Raw genomic sequence first — 16,081 nt, 5'->3', positions numbered from 1 at the left:
TCCTCCCCGTTTGGGCGATCAATGTCCGCATCAGTGTATCGACATATCGCATTCCATGAGGGCAGCCGGAACGACGAAGGCCCGGCCGCATCGCGGCCGGGCCTGGATTCGTCAAGGACGAGCTAGCACTTCTCGAGTTGTAGACCGTTCTTGATAGCTGTGTTGATGTTTTGGCAGTGGCCGTTCCAGGTCGTGGCGTACCCCATGGTGCCTTGCTTGTCGATCGTCACGAAGAAGACCCATGCCCCGGACGCCGGATGGATCGCACCCTTCAGCGCCTCCTCGCCCGGGTTACTGATCGGACCGATCGGCATCCCGGAGAACTTCGGCGCGTCGAAGGTGTTGTACGGATCCTTCGGGTTGTGCTGCTCGCCGGCGAGGATCTGGCTGGAGTCCTTCGGCACCTTGCCGCTGACCCGAAGCCAGTAGTTGACCGCGCTGTCGATCTGCAGGCACTTGCAGTCGAAGCCGGGCTTGTAGACGCGGTTGTAGAGCACGCGCGAGACCTTGGGGTAGTCCGCGGGTTTGACGACCTCCGCTTGGCCGATCGAGGCGGAGATGAGCGCCTCGTAGGGCGACAGCCCGAGCGCCTTCGCCGCATCGGCGAAGCCCATGTCCCCGGTCACCTTCAGGAAGTGGTCGGTCATGATCTTGATGGCCTGTTCCGCAGTGACCTTCGGCGGGAATTCGTAGGTCGCGGGGAACAGGAAGCCCTCGATGGCGCTGACGCCGGTGGCGACGCCCTTGCCGTCCAGCCGCTTGAACCACCAGTCCGGGATGAACTTCTTGGGATTGGCCGCGGCCTTCTTGAAGTCCTCCACCGGGATGCCGAGTTCCTTGGAGAGCTTCTCGTAGATCTGGATCGTGATCATGCCCTCGGTGATGGTGACACCCTTGACGTTGCGCGTCTTGGGATCCAGCATCGCGGCGACGGCGGCCTTGCCGCTCATCTGCTTGTGCATGTTGTAGAACCCGGCCTGGATGTTCTTGGCCTTCGGGTCCTCCTCGGCGGCCGAGACGAATGCCTTGTAGCTCTTCACGACGTCTGCAGCCACCAGCGTGTTGGCGATATCGCCGAGCAGTTGGCCGTCCTTGACCTCGATCATCACCGTCTCGGTGGTGCCCGCGCCGTCGTAGTCCGGCGTCAGGAAGTAGCCCGCGACCTTGTCGTACGCCAGGTAGGCGCCGCCGCCGAGCGCGCCCAGCAGGAGCAGCGTCATGAAGAGGGCGAGGAAGCTGCGGCCGCGCCGCTTCTTCTTGGTCTTGCGTGGACGGCGTTTGCCGCCGTCGTCATCGTCGCGATAGTCGCCGCCGCCGGGCAGGAGGCCGGGGCCGTCCCCGTCGTAACCCTCCTCGAGGAACCCGCCGCGCCGGGAACCGGTGTCGTACCGGTCGTCGAGTTTGCGGTACGCCCGGGAACCGGTGTCGTAGCGGGGGTCGGGCTCGTACCGGGGTTCGCTGTCGTAACGGGGGTCGTAGCCGGGCTGCGAACCGGTGTCGTAACGGGGATCCTGCGCGTAGCCGGGCTGCGTACCGGTGTCATAGCGGGGGTCCTGCGCGTAGCGCGGGTCGTAACCACGCTGCGTTCCCGTGTCCTGACGGGGGTCTGGCGCGTATCGCGGATCCGGCGCATAGCGCGGATCCTGGTCGTAGCGGGGGTCGTAGCCGCGCTGCGTTCCCGTGTCGTACCGGGGATCGCTGTCGTAGCGGGGGTCGCTGTCGTACCGGGGCTCATGACCACCACGCGCTTGTGCGCCGGAACCAGCCCAACCACCCTGCTGCTGCCACTGGTCTTGACTCGCGTCCTGCCGGCGGTGCTCGGCGCCGCTGTCCCAGCGCTCGGTCCGTCGGCGCCGGCCACGACCGCGATCATGATCCTCGAAATCGAGGTTCAGGTCGTCGATCATCCTTGCCTCCGTCGACTCTCCAGGTAGTGCTGCAGGATCTCTACGGCGGCCGCCTGATCCACGACGGCTCGCTGGCGTTTTCCCTTCACGCCTCGATCGGAGAGCCTACGGGCTGCCGTAACGGTTGACATCCTCTCGTCCGCCATGACAATTGGGACAGGAGCGATGGCTTCGGCAAGAACCCGGACATATTCGCGAACCTTTTTCGCGGCCGGACCTTCCATGCCCGCAAGATTGACTGGTAAACCCACGACAACCTCTACGCTGTCATGTTCAGTCACGAGACGCGCGATCTCCGCGATATCAGCCGGTACGCCCACAGTGGCGGACCGGATCCCGGCCAAGTCGAGGACCGAGACGTCGACCGAGGAATCCCGGGCGAGGGTGATGAGGGGGGTGGCGAGAATGCCGTCGGGGTCGCACTTGGCGACCCCGACGCGTACCGAACCCACGTCGATGCCGAGGCGTACGCCCCGGACCCACGGAGAAGTCACGCGGCCTGCCGTACCGCGTTCTCGACGGCGGCCAGCAGCTTCGGCGCCTCCTCGGCGGGCAGGCCACCGCCCTGGGCGAGGTCGGCGTTGCCGCCGCCGCGGCCCGACAGCGCACCCTTGACCAGTGCCGACGCGTCCAAGCCCCGAGCGCGGGCGGCCCCGTTGACCGCGACGATCAGCGACGCCTTGCCGTTGGCGCGGGCCGCCACAGCGACCACGCCGGGACGATCGGCCGCGATCTTGCCGCGGACCTCCTGGGCCAGGGTGCGTACGTCGTTGGCGCCGGCGCCCTCAGGGGCCTCGGTGCCGACGAACGCGATCCCGCCGAGGTCGGTCGCCGCGCCCGCCAGGGACGCCGCCCCGGCCAGCACCATCTGCGCCCGCATCTTCTCCAGTTCGCGCTCGGCGTCGCGCAGCTGCGCCACCGTCTGCTCGACCCGGTCGGCGACCTGGTCGTTCGGCACCCGGTACAGCTCTGCCAGCCGCGACACCAGCAGGTGCTCCTTGGCCAGGTAGCTGAACGCGTCCAGGCCGACCAGCGCCTCCACCCGGCGTACGCCGGAGCCGATGGACGACTCGGAGAGGATCTTCACCAGGCCCAGCTGGCCGGAGCGCTCGGTGTGCGTACCACCGCACAGCTCCCGCGCGTACTCGCCGACCTCGACGACCCGCACGACATCGCCGTACTTCTCGCCGAACAACGCCATCGCGCCCATCGCCCGCGCCTCGGCCTGCGAGGTCAGGAACGCCCGGACCTCCAGATCCTCCAACAGGACCTCGTTGATCTTCTGCTCGACGTCGACCAGCACGCTGCCCGGGACCGCGCCCGGCGTGTTGAAGTCGAACCGGAGCCGGCCCGGCGCGTTGAGCGACCCGGCCTGGGTCGCCGCCTCGCCGAGGAAGTTGCGCATCGTCTGGTGCACCAGGTGAGTCGCCGTGTGCGCCCGGGAGATCGCCTTGCGGCGGGTGATGTCGATCTCGGCGAACCCGGCCTCACCTGCCCGGACCTCGCCGGACAGCACCTTGACCTTGTGGACGATCAGGCCCGGGATCGGCTTCTGCACGTCCAGCACCTGCACCCGGCCTGAGCCGACCGTGATGAACCCGGTGTCTGCCTGCTGGCCGCCGCCCTCGGCGTAGAACGGAGTCGTGTCGAGCACCAGCTCGATCAGGTCGCCCTCGCCGGCCACCGTCAACGCCTCACCAGTCGGCGTCAGCAGACTGCGTACGCGCGACTCGCGGGCGATCTCGGCGTATCCGGTGAACTGAACCTCGCCGCCGGCCTCCAGCGAACCCCGGTACGCCGACAGGTCGGCGTGGCCGGTCTTGCGGGCCTGGGCGTCGGCCTTGGCCCGCTTACGCTGCTCGGCCATCAGCGCCCGGAAGCCGTCGGTGTCCACCGACAGGCCCTGCTCGGCCGCGATCTCCAGGGTCAGGTCGATCGGGAAGCCGTAGGTGTCGTGCAGCTGGAACGCCTTGTCCCCGGCCAGGGTCGCGCCGCTGGCCTGCTTCGTCTCCGCGATCGCGGTGTCGAGGATCGTCGTGCCGGCCCGCAGGGTCGACAGGAACGCGTCCTCCTCCGCGTACGCGTACTGCGAGATGCGCTCGAAGTCGGTGGCCAGCTCGGGGTAGGACGGGGCCATGCAGTCCCGCGCCACCGGCAGCAGCTGCGGCAGGGCCTGCTCCTGCCAGCCCAGCAGGCGCATCGCCCGGATGGACCGCCGCATGATCCGGCGCAGCACGTAGCCCCGGCCCTCGTTGGACGGCGTGACGCCGTCGCCGATCAGCATCAGCGCGGTGCGGACGTGGTCGGCGATGACGCGCAGCCGGACGTCGTCGGGGTGCGACTCGCTGGCCGTGTGCGTATGCGTGACGTTGTACCGCTTGCCGGTCATCTCGCACGCCTTGTCGATCAGCGGGCGGACCTCGTCGATCTCGTAGAGGTTGTCGACGCCCTGCATGATCGAGGCCATCCGCTCCAGGCCCATGCCGGTGTCGATGTTCTTCGCCGGCAGCTCGCCCAGGATCGGGTAGTTCTCCTTGTCCGTGCCCGGACCGCGCTCGAACTGCATGAAGACGTTGTTCCAGATCTCCATGTAGCGGTCCTCGTCGACGGCGGGGCCGCCCTCCTGCCCGTACGCCGGGCCGCGGTCGACGTAGATCTCCGAGCAGGGGCCGCACGGACCGGGGATGCCCATCGACCAGAAGTTGTCGGCCTTGCCCCGGCGGACGATCCGCTCAGCCGGCAGCCCGACGTTGCGCCAGTATTCGATGGACTCGTCGTCGTCGAGGTAGACCGTCGCCCAGATCTTCTCCGGGTCGATGCCGAACCCGCCGGACTCGATCGGGTTGGTGATCAGCTCCCACGACAGCTTGATCGCCTCGGCCTTGAAGTAGTCCCCGAACGAGAAGTTCCCGTTCATCTGGAAGAACGTGCCGTGCCGGCTGGTCTTGCCGACCTCGTCGATGTCCGGCGTCCGGATGCACTTCTGGACGCTGACGGCGCGCTTGAACGGCGCGGACTGCTGGCCGAGGAAGTACGGCACGAACTGCACCATGCCGGCGTTGATGAACAACAGGTTCGGGTCGTCGATGGCGGGTAACGGAGCGCTGGGCACCACCGTGTGACCGTTCGCCTCGAAGTGGGCCAGGAACCGGCGCTTGACCTCGGCGGTTCTCATCGGCTTGTGTCACCTTCCTGCTGTTCTCTGAAATACTGGCTCGAGTAGAACTTCTCCCCGACGCCACGGGCCCAGGGCAGGGCCGTGGTGTCGTCGAGCGCCACGCCGTCGGCGAAGGCCCGATGTATCTCATCCTCCCGCTCGGCCATGCCGTCGCGGACGTCCTCCACGAATTCGCGCATCGTCTCGCCGATCCCACCGATCGAGGAGGACACACTCTCGGCGATGCCACCGGGCGTCAGCCGCTGCATGCGCTTGCTCACCGCGCGTACGACCAAGGCCCCGATGGCCAGCCCCGCGCCCAGCCAGAGCAGCCGCTTCACCTCTACCGTCCCCTCGCGGCCTTGCGCTGCGCCTTGAGCGTCGCGCGTACCGCCTTCTCGTCGTCGGCCTGGCGGCGCGCGGAGTTGGCGCGGCGCAGGCCGTAGCTGAACGCCGCCGCCTTGACCAGCGGGCTCGACGCGGCCGCCGAGACGACGCCGACCAGGTTGGCCACGTTGGCGGTGGCGGCCTGGGCGTGCTGCGTCATGGTGTCGACCCGGGCGAGCTGCACGTTCACCCCATCCAGGGTGACCTGCACCTGGCCGAGCGCGGTGTTCACGTTGTCCACCGTGCCGTGCACCTCGTCGAGCAGCGGGCCGGTGCGCACCTGAACGTCTTTCAGGGTCTGCGTCGCGGCGTCGATGGTGTGCCGCAGCCGCAGCACGGGCACGACCAATGCGAGCATCAGCACCGCGAACGCCCCCGCGGCGACCAACGCCGCGATCTCCCAACCACGCATGGCGCGGCCTCCCTCGACTCAGCCCGACGTGCAGACCTTACCTTTTCGGCCGCGTTGCGCCCCTTGCGCCCCGCTGATCTGGAGGCGGCTAGCCGCCGGGAGACGTGGTCGCGTCGGTGCCGGTCCGGTTGAGCCGGTCGTCCGCGATGGCGTTATAGACCTTGAACGACACCAGCGAACCGTTGCAGTCCTGCGTCCCTGGTGAGGCGGCCGTCGATCCCGACGGGCCGACCGTCGGCCGGTTGCGCAGCAACTCGTCGGGACACGGCTTGTTCCTTACCCAAAGGTCGAGTGTGTACTCGTCCTTGCGCCAGCAGGTGTAGTGGCCCTCCACTGTGACCCCGGCCGCCTGCATCGGGCAGTCCGGCACCTTCCAGCGCTGCCATCCGGCGTCCTGCAAGGCCTTGACGTAGGCGGTGTTGGTCTCGTCCGGCGACTTCTGCGAGGCGACGTCCCGTTCGCGGTAGCGGCATTCGATGACGCACCACCGGCTCCCGTCGACCTCGTCGGCGTGGCTGGTCGCGGCCCAGGCCGGGACCTTGAGCGCGTCGAGCGAGGTGAACACCGGGTCCCGGGTCGCCGCCTGCACCAGCAGGTACAGCGGCAGCGCGCCGAGCACGGTGACGACGACCGCCATGAGCGTGAGCATCCGCAGGCGCTGCCGCTCGCGCATCCGCTTGCGCAGCTCCGAGCGGGCGTCCTTGAACGCGCCGACCCCGGCCTGCAGGCCGGACCGCGGCGACCGCGGACGCGGCGGTCCGTCGAGCCCGGGGAAGTCGTCGGGTCCGCCGGGCCGGTTCGGGCCGCCGGGGCCAGGCCCCATCCCGGGCGGCATCCCGCCGGGCGGCATCGCTCCAGGTGGCATCCCACCTGAGGGCATTCCTCCCGGAGGCATTCCTCCCGGAGGCATTCCTCCCGGGGGCATCGCCGGGCCGGGTCCGCCCGGCATCGCCGGTGCCGGGGGTGCGCCCGTCCCCAGCCCCGCCGCCATCCGGCCGGGTGGTGAGTCGCCGGGCCGGTCAGGTCCACGGCCGGGGCCGGCCGGGCCGCCCACGCCAGGACCCCCGACACCGGGCCCGCCACCAGCGGGTCCACCGGGGCCCGGAACGCCGGTGCCGGGACCGCCGGGGCGTACCGGTGCGGCTGGGCCGCCCATGCCCGCGCGTCCAGGCCCGCCGGGCTCACCGTCACGCGGGCCACGCGGCCCACCGGGCACGCCGCCACGTCCAGGAGCGACGGGGCTCCCGGGTCCACCAGCGGGTACGCCACCACGCCCCGGAGCAACGGGGCTACCAAGTCCACCAGCACCGGGACCACCCGGAGCACCACCGCGACCAGGCCCACCGGGCTCGCCGTCCCGCCCACCGGGCACGCCGCCACGCCCCGGAGCAACGGGGCTACCAAGACCGCCACCAGCACCGGGGCGACCGGGTCCGCCCGGCTCGCCGTCCCGCCCAGCGGGTACGCCACCACGCCCCGGAGCAACGGGGCTACCAAGTCCACCACCAGCACCGGGACCACCCGGAGCACCACCGCGACCAGGCCCACCGGGCTCGCCGTCGCGGGGACCACGCGGCCCACCAGGTACGCCACCACGACCGGGCGCGACCGGACTACCAAGGCCGCCACCAGCACCGGGACCACCGGGACCGGCCGGAGCGCCGCCGCGACCGGCGACCGGCGGAGGCGCGCTGCCGGGCGGAGTGCCGAGTCCGCCACCGGGTCCGGAAATGGGACGGCCGCCGGGCGTACCGGCGGCGGGGCCGCCTCGGCCGGGAGCCCCGGACGCGCCGGGGCCGGCTCCGCGACCGCCGGGCTCGCCGTCGCGCGGATGCTCCGCCCCGCGCGGTCCACCAGGTACGCCGCCACGACCCGGTGCGACCGGGCCGACACCCGGCGCCGCCGGGCTGCCGGAAACCGGGCCGCCTCGCCCGCTCGGGGACTCCGCGGGACCGGAGGCGTCGCGGCGACCCAGCGGCACGAAACGGTCGCCCAGCCCGCCGGATCTGCGACCGGCCGGCGGTGCACCGGCTGCCCCCTGCGGTCCGTCAGCGGGCGGCTCGGCGCGTACGCCGGAAGTCGACAGTGGACCGGACGGGGGCGTCGGAGGCTCGTCGCGCCGATGGCCGGTCCGGGGCGGTTCCGCCGGCTCTGCGGCTCGACGGCGGCCACCGCCGAACGTCGGTTCGTCCGCCGGTTCGTCGGCGCGGCGTCGACCGCCCGCCGGCGGCGGAGGTGGAGCAGGAGGAGTGTCCTCGGCGCGCCTGCGGCCGGCCGGGGGCGGTGGGGGGTCCTCAGCGCGTCGGCGCCCACCGGCCATGACGTCGCCAGACGGCTCGTCGCCCCGGCGGAAGCCACCGGTCGGCTCGTCGGCCCGGCGTCGTCCGGCCATCACGTCGCCGGACGGCTCGTCCCCGCGTCGGCGACCTCCGCCGAAGGTCGGTTCACCAGGCGGTTCGTCGTCGCGGCGATGCCCACCGGACACCGGTTCCTCGGCTCGTCGCCGACCGGCCATCACGTCGCCGGACGGCTCGTCCCCGCGACGGCGACCCCCGCCGAAGGTCGGCTCACCGGCGTCATCGTCGGCTCGACGGCGTCCGCCGCCGAAGGTGGGCTCGCCGCCCGGCTCGTCAGCGCGGCGCCGACCGGCCGGCGGAGGCGGAGGCGTGTCCTCGGCCCGGCGACGGGCGATCGGAGATCCGGGCATCGCCTGGGCCGGGCCGCTGGGGGCGGGGCCGGTCGTCGGCGGTCCGGCGGGCGACGGTCCGGTGGCGGGCGGTGCGGCCGACGGCGATCCAGCGGAGCCGGAACCCGACTCGCCCCGCAACGCGGCCCACCGGGAGTCGCCGGAGCCGCCGCGGGTCTTCTCGCTGGGGCCGCCGGGAGTGCCGCCTGGGCCGATGTCGGCCTTCGCCTCCTTGGCGTGCCGCAGGTCGTCGAGCCAGCCGGTCTCCTCCTGGGGCACCTCCTGCGGCTCGCCACCGCCGCGGCCTTTGCGACGGCCTCGGCCGTCGTCGGGTCGCTCCGCGTCGCGCGCCATCTACCGACCCTCCCCCTTCTCCGGTTCTCGGTCAGCTGAGGTCTGGCCCGGTTCGGCACCCGAACCGGCATTCGCGCCATTGTGCCGGTCGGACGGCGGCAGCGGGACACCGCGTACCACCGAACGGAGTTTGGGCAGCCGGGCGGCGACGGCGCGCTCCGCGCCGTGGTCGGTCGGCTCGTAGTAGTCGGTCCGGGCGATCGCGTCCGGGGCGTATTGCTGGGTCACCACACCCCGGGGATCGTCGTGCGGATAGCGGTAGCCGGCTCCGTGCCCGAGCCCGGCCGCCCCGCGATAGTGGGCGTCGCGCAGGTGTTTCGGCACGCTGCCCGCCTGGCCCGCGCGTACGTCGGCCATCGCCTTGCCGATCGCGGTGGTGGCCGAGTTCGACTTCGGCGCGGTGGCCAGGTGGATCACCGCCTGCGACAGGTTGAGCGTCACCTCCGGCAGACCGACGTATTCGACCGCGTTGGCGGCGGCGGTCGCCACCATCAGCGCCGTCGGATCGGCCATCCCGACGTCCTCGGAGGCGAAGATGACCATGCGCCGGGCGATGAACCGGGCATCCTCCCCCGCGACGAGCATCCGGGCCAGATAGTGCAGCGCGGCGTCGACGTCCGAGCCACGCATGCTCTTGATGAACGCGCTCACCACGTCGTAGTGCTCGTCGCCGGCCCGGTCGTAGCGCAGGGCCGCGGTATCTACCGCCTTCTCGGCGACGGCCAGGTCGATCTCGGACACGCCGAGTTCCGCGGCCGACCCGGCCGCCGCCTCCAGCGCCGTCAGCGCTTTACGGACGTCACCGCCTGCCAGGCGTACCAGATGATCTTCGGCATCGGACGCGAGCGTGACGGCCCCGCCCAGGCCGCGCTCGTCGGTGGTCGCGCGCCGCACCAGGCCGCGGACGCCGTCGTCGTCCAAGGGTTTGAGCGTGAGCAGTACGCAGCGGGAGAGCAGCGGCGAGATGACCGAGAAGTAGGGGTTCTCCGTGGTGGCGGCGAGCAAGGTGATCGTGCGGTCCTCGACCGCCGCGAGCAGCGAGTCCTGCTGTGCCTTGGAGAAGCGGTGCACCTCGTCGAGGAACAGGACGGTGGCCGGGCCGCCCCGGCGACGGCGGGCGCGAGCGGCGTCGATCTCGGCCCGGACGTCCTTGACTCCGGCGGTCAGCGCGGACATGGCGACGAAGTGCCGTTCGCTCGCCCGCGCGACGAGGTGCGCGATCGTGGTCTTGCCGCTGCCGGGCGGACCCCAGAGGATCACCGACATCGGGGCGCCACCGCCCACGAGCCGGCGCAGCGGGGCCCCGGCCGCCAGCAGATGACCTTGTCCCACCAACTCGTCGACGCTCGCCGGCCGCATCCGGACGGCCAGCGGCGCGTCCGGGCCGGGCTCGGCGAAACCGGCGAAAGGGCCGCCGGAGCCGGGCGTCGTGGGGATGGCGAAGAGGCCGTCCATCTCCGCGGGCTGGGATTCCATCGGCAGAAGGATACTCCCCGTAACCGACGTTCCTCGCGCTCAGCGAGCGGTGCGCATCGCTACCAGGGAGGACGCGGCGGCCCGCTTGAGCCAGGCCGCGACCGGTCGCTCGACGTAACGATGCACCAGCCAGGCCAGCCCCAGCAGCCCAGTGACTAGGGCGATCAGGATCAGCCAGCCGGGGACGTGCCCGCGCAGTCCGCCGATCACGGTCACGCCCAGCGTCTGATGCAGCAGATAGAGCGGATAGGTCAACGCCCCCGCGGTGACCAGCCAGGGCCGGCTGATCCGGCTGCCGAAGCCGGCCGCGATCAGGCTCATCAGCGCGAAGAACCCGGTGACGATCAGGGCGGCGGGAATCCACTCGTCGGATCCGTGCTCGCCGAGTGCGGCGGTGAGGTGGGAGTCCACCCGGTAGAGCGCGACCAGCCAGCTCGCGGTCACGATACCCCAGAGCAGCGGCGTCCCACCGAACCGGTGGACCAGGAACAACGCCATGCCCGCCACGAAGTACGGCACGTTCTCGGCCGAGATCAGCCAGGCCAGCCACGGCTGGCCGGAGACGAAGACCGAGACGGCCAGCCAGATGACGCAGAAGTAGACGACCCGGCGATACGTCACGCCGAGCGCCACCACGATCGCGAAGAGCAGATAGAACCGCAGCTCCACGGCGAGGGTCCAGTACGACGGGTCCACATCGGCGACTCCCAGCGGGTTCTGGAGCATCGTCAGGTTCGCCGCCGTCTGCGGCCAGGTCACCTCCCGCGCGCCGAACAGCGCCAGCACCGCCGCCGAGGCCAGCACGGCCAGCCAGTACGCGGGATAGAGGCGCATGACGCGGGAGGCCGCGAAGTCGCCGACCCGCCGACCCCAGCTGCTCAGGCAGATGACGAAGCCGGAGATGAGGAAGAACAGCTCGACGCCGAGCCAGCCGTACTTGGCGACCGCCGCGAACGGCCCGAAGTCGCGTACGCCGGCCTCGGCCCAGCCGGCGGTCGGCGCGGCGATCAGATGCCAGCCCACCACGGCCAGCGCGGCCAGCAGCCGCAGCCCGTCCAGGATTCGCAGCCGGGGCTTGTTCGCAGGTCGGCGATCTTCCGGGGAGCTGTCCGCCGGCGCTTCCGGCCGTGCCGGTAGCGTCTGCCGAGCGGAGGCTGAGACTTGTCGCGCTTCGGGTATCGCTTCGCGTGCTTCGGGTGTCACTTGTGCCGGAGGCGCGGCGTGCGCCGGGGGTGCCATCTCCTGCGACCGCATCGTGCCGAGCATAGGCGAATCTCCTCAGTCGGTCATATCGGAGTCGCCCACCTTCCCCCGCGAATGTGGGAATTATGCGGGAGAGTGGCCCGAGTCGGCTTCGTTGCCTAGAGTGAGCGCATGGAGCACTCCCTGGCCGCCGGACTGACCGCCCAGGTGCAGCTTCGCGTCTCAGACGCCGACACCGCACAGGCCCTCGGCTCCGGCGACGTGCCGGTGCTCGGCACGCCGCGGGTGCTGGCCCTGGCGGAAGCGGCCACCGTCGCCGCGACCGCGCGGCACATGCCGTCCGACGCGACGACTGTCGGCGTACGCGCCGAGCTGGATCACCGTTCGCCGACCGCGGTGGGCCGCACCGTCGTCGCCCAGGCCCTACTGGTCAAGGTGGACGGTCGACGGCTGATCTTCGACATCACCGTACGCGACGAGGATCTGGTCGTGGCCGACGGCCGGGTGGAGCGGATCCTGGTCGACCGGCAACGCTTCATCGCCAAGGCGACCGACGCCCTCGACGGACCGGCTCCCTCTTCCGGCGGGGCGACGGCTTCCGGCGGGGCGGCCGGATGATCACGTTCACCGAGATCGCGGACCGGGTCCTGGTCGCGGTCGAGCCGATCGTGAACGTCAACGTGACGCTGATCGTCGGCGACGGCCAGGCACTGCTGATCGACACGCTGTCCCACGACGGCCAGGCCAAGGAACTGCTGGCCGCCGTACGCGGAATCACCGGTGACCCGCTGACCGTCGTCAACACCCACCATCATTACGACCACGCGTTCGGCAACGCCGTCGTGGCGGCCGGGACCGGTGGCGGGCGGCCGCCGCAGGACGCTCCGATCTGGGCCCACGTGGAGGCCGCCGCGCTGCTGCGCGATCAGGGGCCGGTGCTTCAGCGACAGTGGTACGAGGAGCTGCTTCCGCAGGATCCCGCCTTCGCCGACGCGCTCGGCCAGTGTGTGATCCGGCCGCCGGATCAGATCGTCCACAATGTGACGAGCCTGGACGTGGGCGGCCGGGTCGTGGTCCTTCGGCACCTCGGGCGCGGCCACACGATCGGCGACCTCGTGGCCGAGGTGCCGGACGTGGACGTGGTCGTCGCGGGCGACCTGGTCGAGGAAGGCGCGCCGCCGGGATTCGGCGACTCGTACCCGATCTCGTGGCCGGACACGCTGGCCGCCCTGCTGACTCGGCTCGGCCCGCAGACTCGGGTCGTGCCCGGTCACGGTGCGGTCGTCGGGCCGGACTTCGCCCAGGCGCAGCACAGTGAACTCAGCCAGCTCTCCTGGCTCATCCGCGAAGCCCACGGCGATGGCGGGGACCCGCTCAAGGTCGCCCGGAACACCACGCTGGCCCGGTTCGGCGATCGGGGCCTGAAAGAGGCCCAGCTCGCGGTCGTCCGCGGCTATGAGGAACTAGAGCAGCCCTCGAACACCCACTAGCTCCCCCCGTATGGCAGCGGATCACGGTTACGCAGGCCAAAACGAGCCGGGGAAGGCCGCATATCCCTGATCTGCACGTTAAGCGGGCGGAGGTCAGAGGGGGACGGGGATCTCGGCGAGCGGCGGCATCGCGACCGCGCCGCCCGGCCGGGCGGCCACGTACGCGGCGACACGGAGCGCGAACTGCACGGCCGAGATCCAGGCGGCGTCCTCGTCCGGCAGCCCGGACGCGAGGCAGTGCATCAGGGCGGCCGACACGGAGTCGCCGCAGCCGGTGGTGTCGACCACCGCTCCCGGGTGCGTACGCAGGCCGATGACCGTGTCGGTGGAGTGGATCGCACTGTCGGCCATCGCCGACGGACGCGCACCCCGGTCCGGGCGCAGTAGCACCGCCCCGCCCGCGCCCAGCGTCACCACGACCGTACGCGCGCCGAGCGACCGCAGCCGCAACGCGGTCGATACCGGTGAAAGGTGCGGATAGAGCAACCGGGCGTCGGCGTCGGACAGTTTCAGGACGTCGGCCGATGCCGCGAACTCCTCCACGATCTCGCGTACGCGGTCGACGCCGGACGAGGCGAGCAGGAAGGGCCGCAGGTTCGGGTCGAAGATCCGCTGCGGGCCGGGGATCGCCCAGGCGGCCCGGGCGACGTCCACAAACGGCGTCAGCAGCGCGATCGATCCACAATAGACGACCGGCGCCTCGGCGACGATCGCCGCGTCGAGCGCCGGGATCGGCAGCGAGCCGTAGAAGGAGAACGACGGCTCCGCGCCCTGGAAGCTCGCCACGGCGAGCGGGCTCGGTCCGGTCACCTCAGCGACCGAGGCCAGCGAGACCCCGGACGCCGACAGCAGACCGAGGATGGTGGCCGCGAACGGATCGGTGCCCACCCCGGTGACGAGCCGGGTGGGCGTGCCGAGCCGGGCCAGGCCGACGGCGACGTTGAGGGGCGCGCCGCCCACAGCCGGACGGAAACTTCCGTCCGGCTGTTCCAGGAGATCTATGAGTGCTTCACCGAGTACGACCGCCGAGGGGGGCATCACGGCTCAGGAGACCATGGACCCGACGACCGGCTTGGTGAGCAGTGCCGACTGGTTCCGGGCGATCCCGGGATCGAGGGTGCGGTCCACGAAGATGGCGTGCCAGATGCAGAAGACCAGCACGGTCCAGATCTTGCGCGAGTGGTCGGCGGTGCCCGCCTTGTGCTCCTGGAGCAGCTTGTCGGCGTACGCCAGATCGAGCAGCTCGCCCGCGCCGGAGCTGGCCATGACATGCCGCGCCCACTCGTACATCTCGCCCGCCAGCCACACGCGGGTGGGCACCGGGAAGCCCAGCTTCTTCCGGCTGACGATGGCCGGCGGCACCACCTGCTGCAGGGCCTGGCGCATCGCGAACTTGGTCTGCTCGGACCGCGGCGGCAGCTTCAGGTCGACCGGGATGATCGAGGCCACGTTGAAGACCTCCTTGTCCAGGAACGGCACCCGCAGTTCGAGCGAGTGCGCCATGGACATGCGGTCGGCCTTGACGAGGATGTCGCCGCGCAGCCAGGTGTAGAGGTCGACGTACTGCATCGTGGTCACGTCGTCGAGGTCGGGGACCTCGGCGTAGATCGGCGCGGTGACGTCGGTGTAGCGCACCGAAGGGTCGTACCGGCGCAGCAGCTTCTGCTTCTCGGCCTCGTTGAACATCCGGGCGTTGCCGTAGTAGCGGGCCTCGATCGGGGTCGTGCCGCGCTCCAGGAAGCTCTTGCCCTTGACGCCCTGCGGGATGACCTTGGAGACCGCGCGCAGACCCTTCTGCAGCGGGTCGGGCAGGTCGTTGACCATCGCCAGGGACAGCGGCTCCCGGTAGATCGTGTAACCGCCGAAGAACTCGTCGGCGCCCTCGCCGGACAGGACGACCGTGACGTGCTCGGCGGCCTTCTTGGCGACGAAGTAGAGCGGTACGAGCGCGGGGTCGGCGACCGGGTCGTCCAGGTGCCAGACGATCTTCGGCAGCGCCTCCATCATCTCGGCCGGCCCGATCTTGGTCGGGATGGTGGTGACGTCGAGGTGGCGGGCGGAGTCCTGGGCGACGTCGATCTCGGAGTAGCCGTCGACGTCGTAGCCGACCGTGAAGGTCAGGATGTTCGGGTTGAACTCCCGGGCCAGCGCCACCACCGCGGTCGAGTCGATGCCGCTGGACAGGAACGCGCCGACCGGCACGTCCGAGCGCATGTGCATGCGTACGCTCTCCCGCAGCGTCTCGCGGATCCGCGCGTACAGGGCCTCGGGGTTGTCGGTCGGGGTGGGCCGGAAGGTCGGCTGGTAGTAGCGCCGGGTACGCACACCCTCGGCGGCCGACCACGACAGGCACTCGCCCGAGCCGATCCGCGCGATGCCCTTGTGCAGGGTGCGAGGCTCCGGCACGTATTGCAGGGTCAGGTAGTGCGACAGGTTGGCCGTGTCGACCCCGTTGTCGCCGGCCTCGGCCGACGGGGCGAACGGCAGCAGCGCCTTCTTCTCGCTGGCCAGGTAGAGCCCGTCCGGGGTGGTCAGGTAGTGCATCGGCTTGATGCCGAACGGGTCGCGGGCGCCGAACGCGCGCTGCTCCTGCCGGTCCCAGATGACGAAGGCGAACATGCCCCGCAGCCGGTCGAGAACCGCCTCGCCCCAGTAGTGGAACCCCGCGACGACCGCCTCGCCGTCGCCGTTGGTGGCGAACTCGGCGCCGAACTCCCGGGCCAGCTCCTCGCGCAGCTCCAGGTAGTTGTAGATCTCACCGTTGAAAGTCAGGACATAACGGCCGTTGAGGTAGTGGATGGGCTCATGGGAGAGCGCCACATCGATGATCGACAGCCGCTTGTGGGCGAAGATCGCGTCCGCGCCGACCAGTTCCAGGCCGGTCTCGTCGGGGCCCCGGTGATGCAGGCACTCGAGCGCCCCGGCCAGGGACTGCTCGTGCCGGTACGCGTCGCCGGTGGCGCTGAAGAAGGCAAGGATCCCGCACATGGCCACCATCTTGTCACGCGG

The 16,081-nt window shown here is 70.9% G+C and carries 13 protein-coding genes; 3 read left to right on the top strand and 10 right to left on the bottom strand.

From position 1 onward, the window contains the following. Positions 1–122: 122 nt before the first annotated feature. From mltG to HDA40_RS35330, 6 genes are all read right to left on the bottom strand, one after another. The gene (gene mltG / locus HDA40_RS35355; RefSeq protein ID WP_253762202.1) at positions 123–1,907 is read right to left on the bottom strand and encodes an endolytic transglycosylase MltG; all 1,785 of its coding nucleotides are present in this window, start codon (positions 1,905–1,907) and stop codon (positions 123–125) included. Beyond that, positions 1,904–2,401, bottom strand: coding sequence for a Holliday junction resolvase RuvX (gene ruvX / locus HDA40_RS35350; RefSeq protein ID WP_253762200.1), 498 nt, complete (start codon positions 2,399–2,401; stop codon positions 1,904–1,906). Before ruvX ends, mltG begins: the two co-directional genes overlap by 4 nt. Continuing rightward, complete coding sequence (alaS, locus tag HDA40_RS35345) at positions 2,398–5,082, bottom strand: alanine--tRNA ligase (protein WP_253762199.1); 2,685 nt, start codon at positions 5,080–5,082, stop codon at positions 2,398–2,400. Before alaS ends, ruvX begins: the two co-directional genes overlap by 4 nt. After that, on the bottom strand, positions 5,079–5,405 hold the full coding sequence (locus HDA40_RS35340; RefSeq protein ID WP_253762198.1) for a hypothetical protein: 327 nt from the start codon (positions 5,403–5,405) through the stop codon (positions 5,079–5,081). The genes alaS and HDA40_RS35340 overlap by 4 nt, the downstream gene beginning before the upstream one ends. Positions 5,406–5,407: 2 nt before the next feature. Beyond that, complete coding sequence (locus tag HDA40_RS35335; RefSeq protein ID WP_253762196.1) at positions 5,408–5,863, bottom strand: DUF948 domain-containing protein; 456 nt, start codon at positions 5,861–5,863, stop codon at positions 5,408–5,410. Positions 5,864–5,951: 88 nt separating this feature from the next. Continuing rightward, a complete protein-coding gene (locus HDA40_RS35330) occupies positions 5,952–6,728 on the bottom strand; it encodes a hypothetical protein (RefSeq protein WP_253763976.1) in 777 nt (258 codons plus the stop codon). 966 nt (positions 6,729–7,694) lie between these two features. On the opposite strand from HDA40_RS35330, the gene HDA40_RS35325 reads away from it, so the two are divergent. Next, positions 7,695–8,942, top strand: coding sequence for a hypothetical protein (locus HDA40_RS35325; RefSeq protein ID WP_253763975.1), 1,248 nt, complete (start codon positions 7,695–7,697; stop codon positions 8,940–8,942). Here the strand turns inward: HDA40_RS35325 and HDA40_RS35320 are convergent. Both HDA40_RS35320 and HDA40_RS35315 read right to left on the bottom strand, forming a co-directional pair. Continuing rightward, positions 8,904–10,379, bottom strand: a complete 1,476-nt coding sequence (locus HDA40_RS35320; protein ID WP_372503073.1) for a replication-associated recombination protein A — start codon at positions 10,377–10,379, stop codon at positions 8,904–8,906. The genes HDA40_RS35325 and HDA40_RS35320 overlap by 39 nt on opposite strands. A 39-nt stretch (positions 10,380–10,418) precedes the next feature. Continuing rightward, positions 10,419–11,633 (bottom strand): acyltransferase family protein, encoded by a 1,215-nt coding sequence (locus HDA40_RS35315; RefSeq protein ID WP_253762195.1) that lies wholly within the window; start codon positions 11,631–11,633, stop codon positions 10,419–10,421. Between the two features lie 120 nt (positions 11,634–11,753). On the opposite strand from HDA40_RS35315, the gene HDA40_RS35310 reads away from it, so the two are divergent. After that, positions 11,754–12,200 carry a thioesterase family protein gene (locus tag HDA40_RS35310; RefSeq protein WP_253762194.1) on the top strand — a complete coding sequence of 149 codons (447 nt, stop codon included), beginning with the start codon at positions 11,754–11,756 and terminating at the stop codon, positions 12,198–12,200. Beyond that, positions 12,197–13,072, top strand: coding sequence for an MBL fold metallo-hydrolase (locus HDA40_RS35305; protein WP_253762192.1), 876 nt, complete (start codon positions 12,197–12,199; stop codon positions 13,070–13,072). Before HDA40_RS35310 ends, HDA40_RS35305 begins: the two co-directional genes overlap by 4 nt. Positions 13,073–13,165: 93 nt before the next feature. On the opposite strand, the gene HDA40_RS35300 is transcribed toward HDA40_RS35305, so the two are convergent. Together HDA40_RS35300 and asnB are read right to left on the bottom strand one after the other, a co-directional pair. Beyond that, on the bottom strand, positions 13,166–14,110 hold the full coding sequence (locus HDA40_RS35300; protein ID WP_253762190.1) for a PfkB family carbohydrate kinase: 945 nt from the start codon (positions 14,108–14,110) through the stop codon (positions 13,166–13,168). Positions 14,111–14,116: 6 nt separating this feature from the next. Continuing rightward, positions 14,117–16,060, bottom strand: a complete 1,944-nt coding sequence (asnB, locus tag HDA40_RS35295) for an asparagine synthase (glutamine-hydrolyzing) (RefSeq protein ID WP_253762188.1) — start codon at positions 16,058–16,060, stop codon at positions 14,117–14,119. Positions 16,061–16,081 lie beyond the last annotated feature (21 nt).

This window comes from Hamadaea flava (assembly GCF_024172085.1).
Lineage (GTDB): Bacteria > Actinomycetota > Actinomycetes > Mycobacteriales > Micromonosporaceae > Hamadaea > Hamadaea flava.
Note: the sequence above shows the minus strand (reverse complement) of the source record. Positions and strands in the feature narration are given on the sequence as shown.

Coding starts and splice junctions, on each gene's coding strand:
- mltG (WP_253762202.1), bottom strand. CDS start 1,907: ATGATCGACGACCTGAACCTCGATTTCGAGGATCATGATCGCGGTCGT.
- alaS (WP_253762199.1), bottom strand. CDS start 5,082: ATGAGAACCGCCGAGGTCAAGCGCCGGTTCCTGGCCCACTTCGAGGCG.
- HDA40_RS35335 (WP_253762196.1), bottom strand. CDS start 5,863: ATGCGTGGTTGGGAGATCGCGGCGTTGGTCGCCGCGGGGGCGTTCGCG.
- HDA40_RS35330 (WP_253763976.1), bottom strand. CDS start 6,728: ATGCCACCTGGAGCGATGCCGCCCGGCGGGATGCCGCCCGGGATGGGG.
- HDA40_RS35325 (WP_253763975.1), top strand. CDS start 7,695: ATGCTCCGCCCCGCGCGGTCCACCAGGTACGCCGCCACGACCCGGTGC.
- HDA40_RS35320 (WP_372503073.1), bottom strand. CDS start 10,379: ATGGAATCCCAGCCCGCGGAGATGGACGGCCTCTTCGCCATCCCCACG.
- HDA40_RS35315 (WP_253762195.1), bottom strand. CDS start 11,633: ATGCGGTCGCAGGAGATGGCACCCCCGGCGCACGCCGCGCCTCCGGCA.
- HDA40_RS35310 (WP_253762194.1), top strand. CDS start 11,754: ATGGAGCACTCCCTGGCCGCCGGACTGACCGCCCAGGTGCAGCTTCGC.
- HDA40_RS35305 (WP_253762192.1), top strand. CDS start 12,197: ATGATCACGTTCACCGAGATCGCGGACCGGGTCCTGGTCGCGGTCGAG.
- HDA40_RS35300 (WP_253762190.1), bottom strand. CDS start 14,110: ATGCCCCCCTCGGCGGTCGTACTCGGTGAAGCACTCATAGATCTCCTG.
- asnB (WP_253762188.1), bottom strand. CDS start 16,060: ATGTGCGGGATCCTTGCCTTCTTCAGCGCCACCGGCGACGCGTACCGG.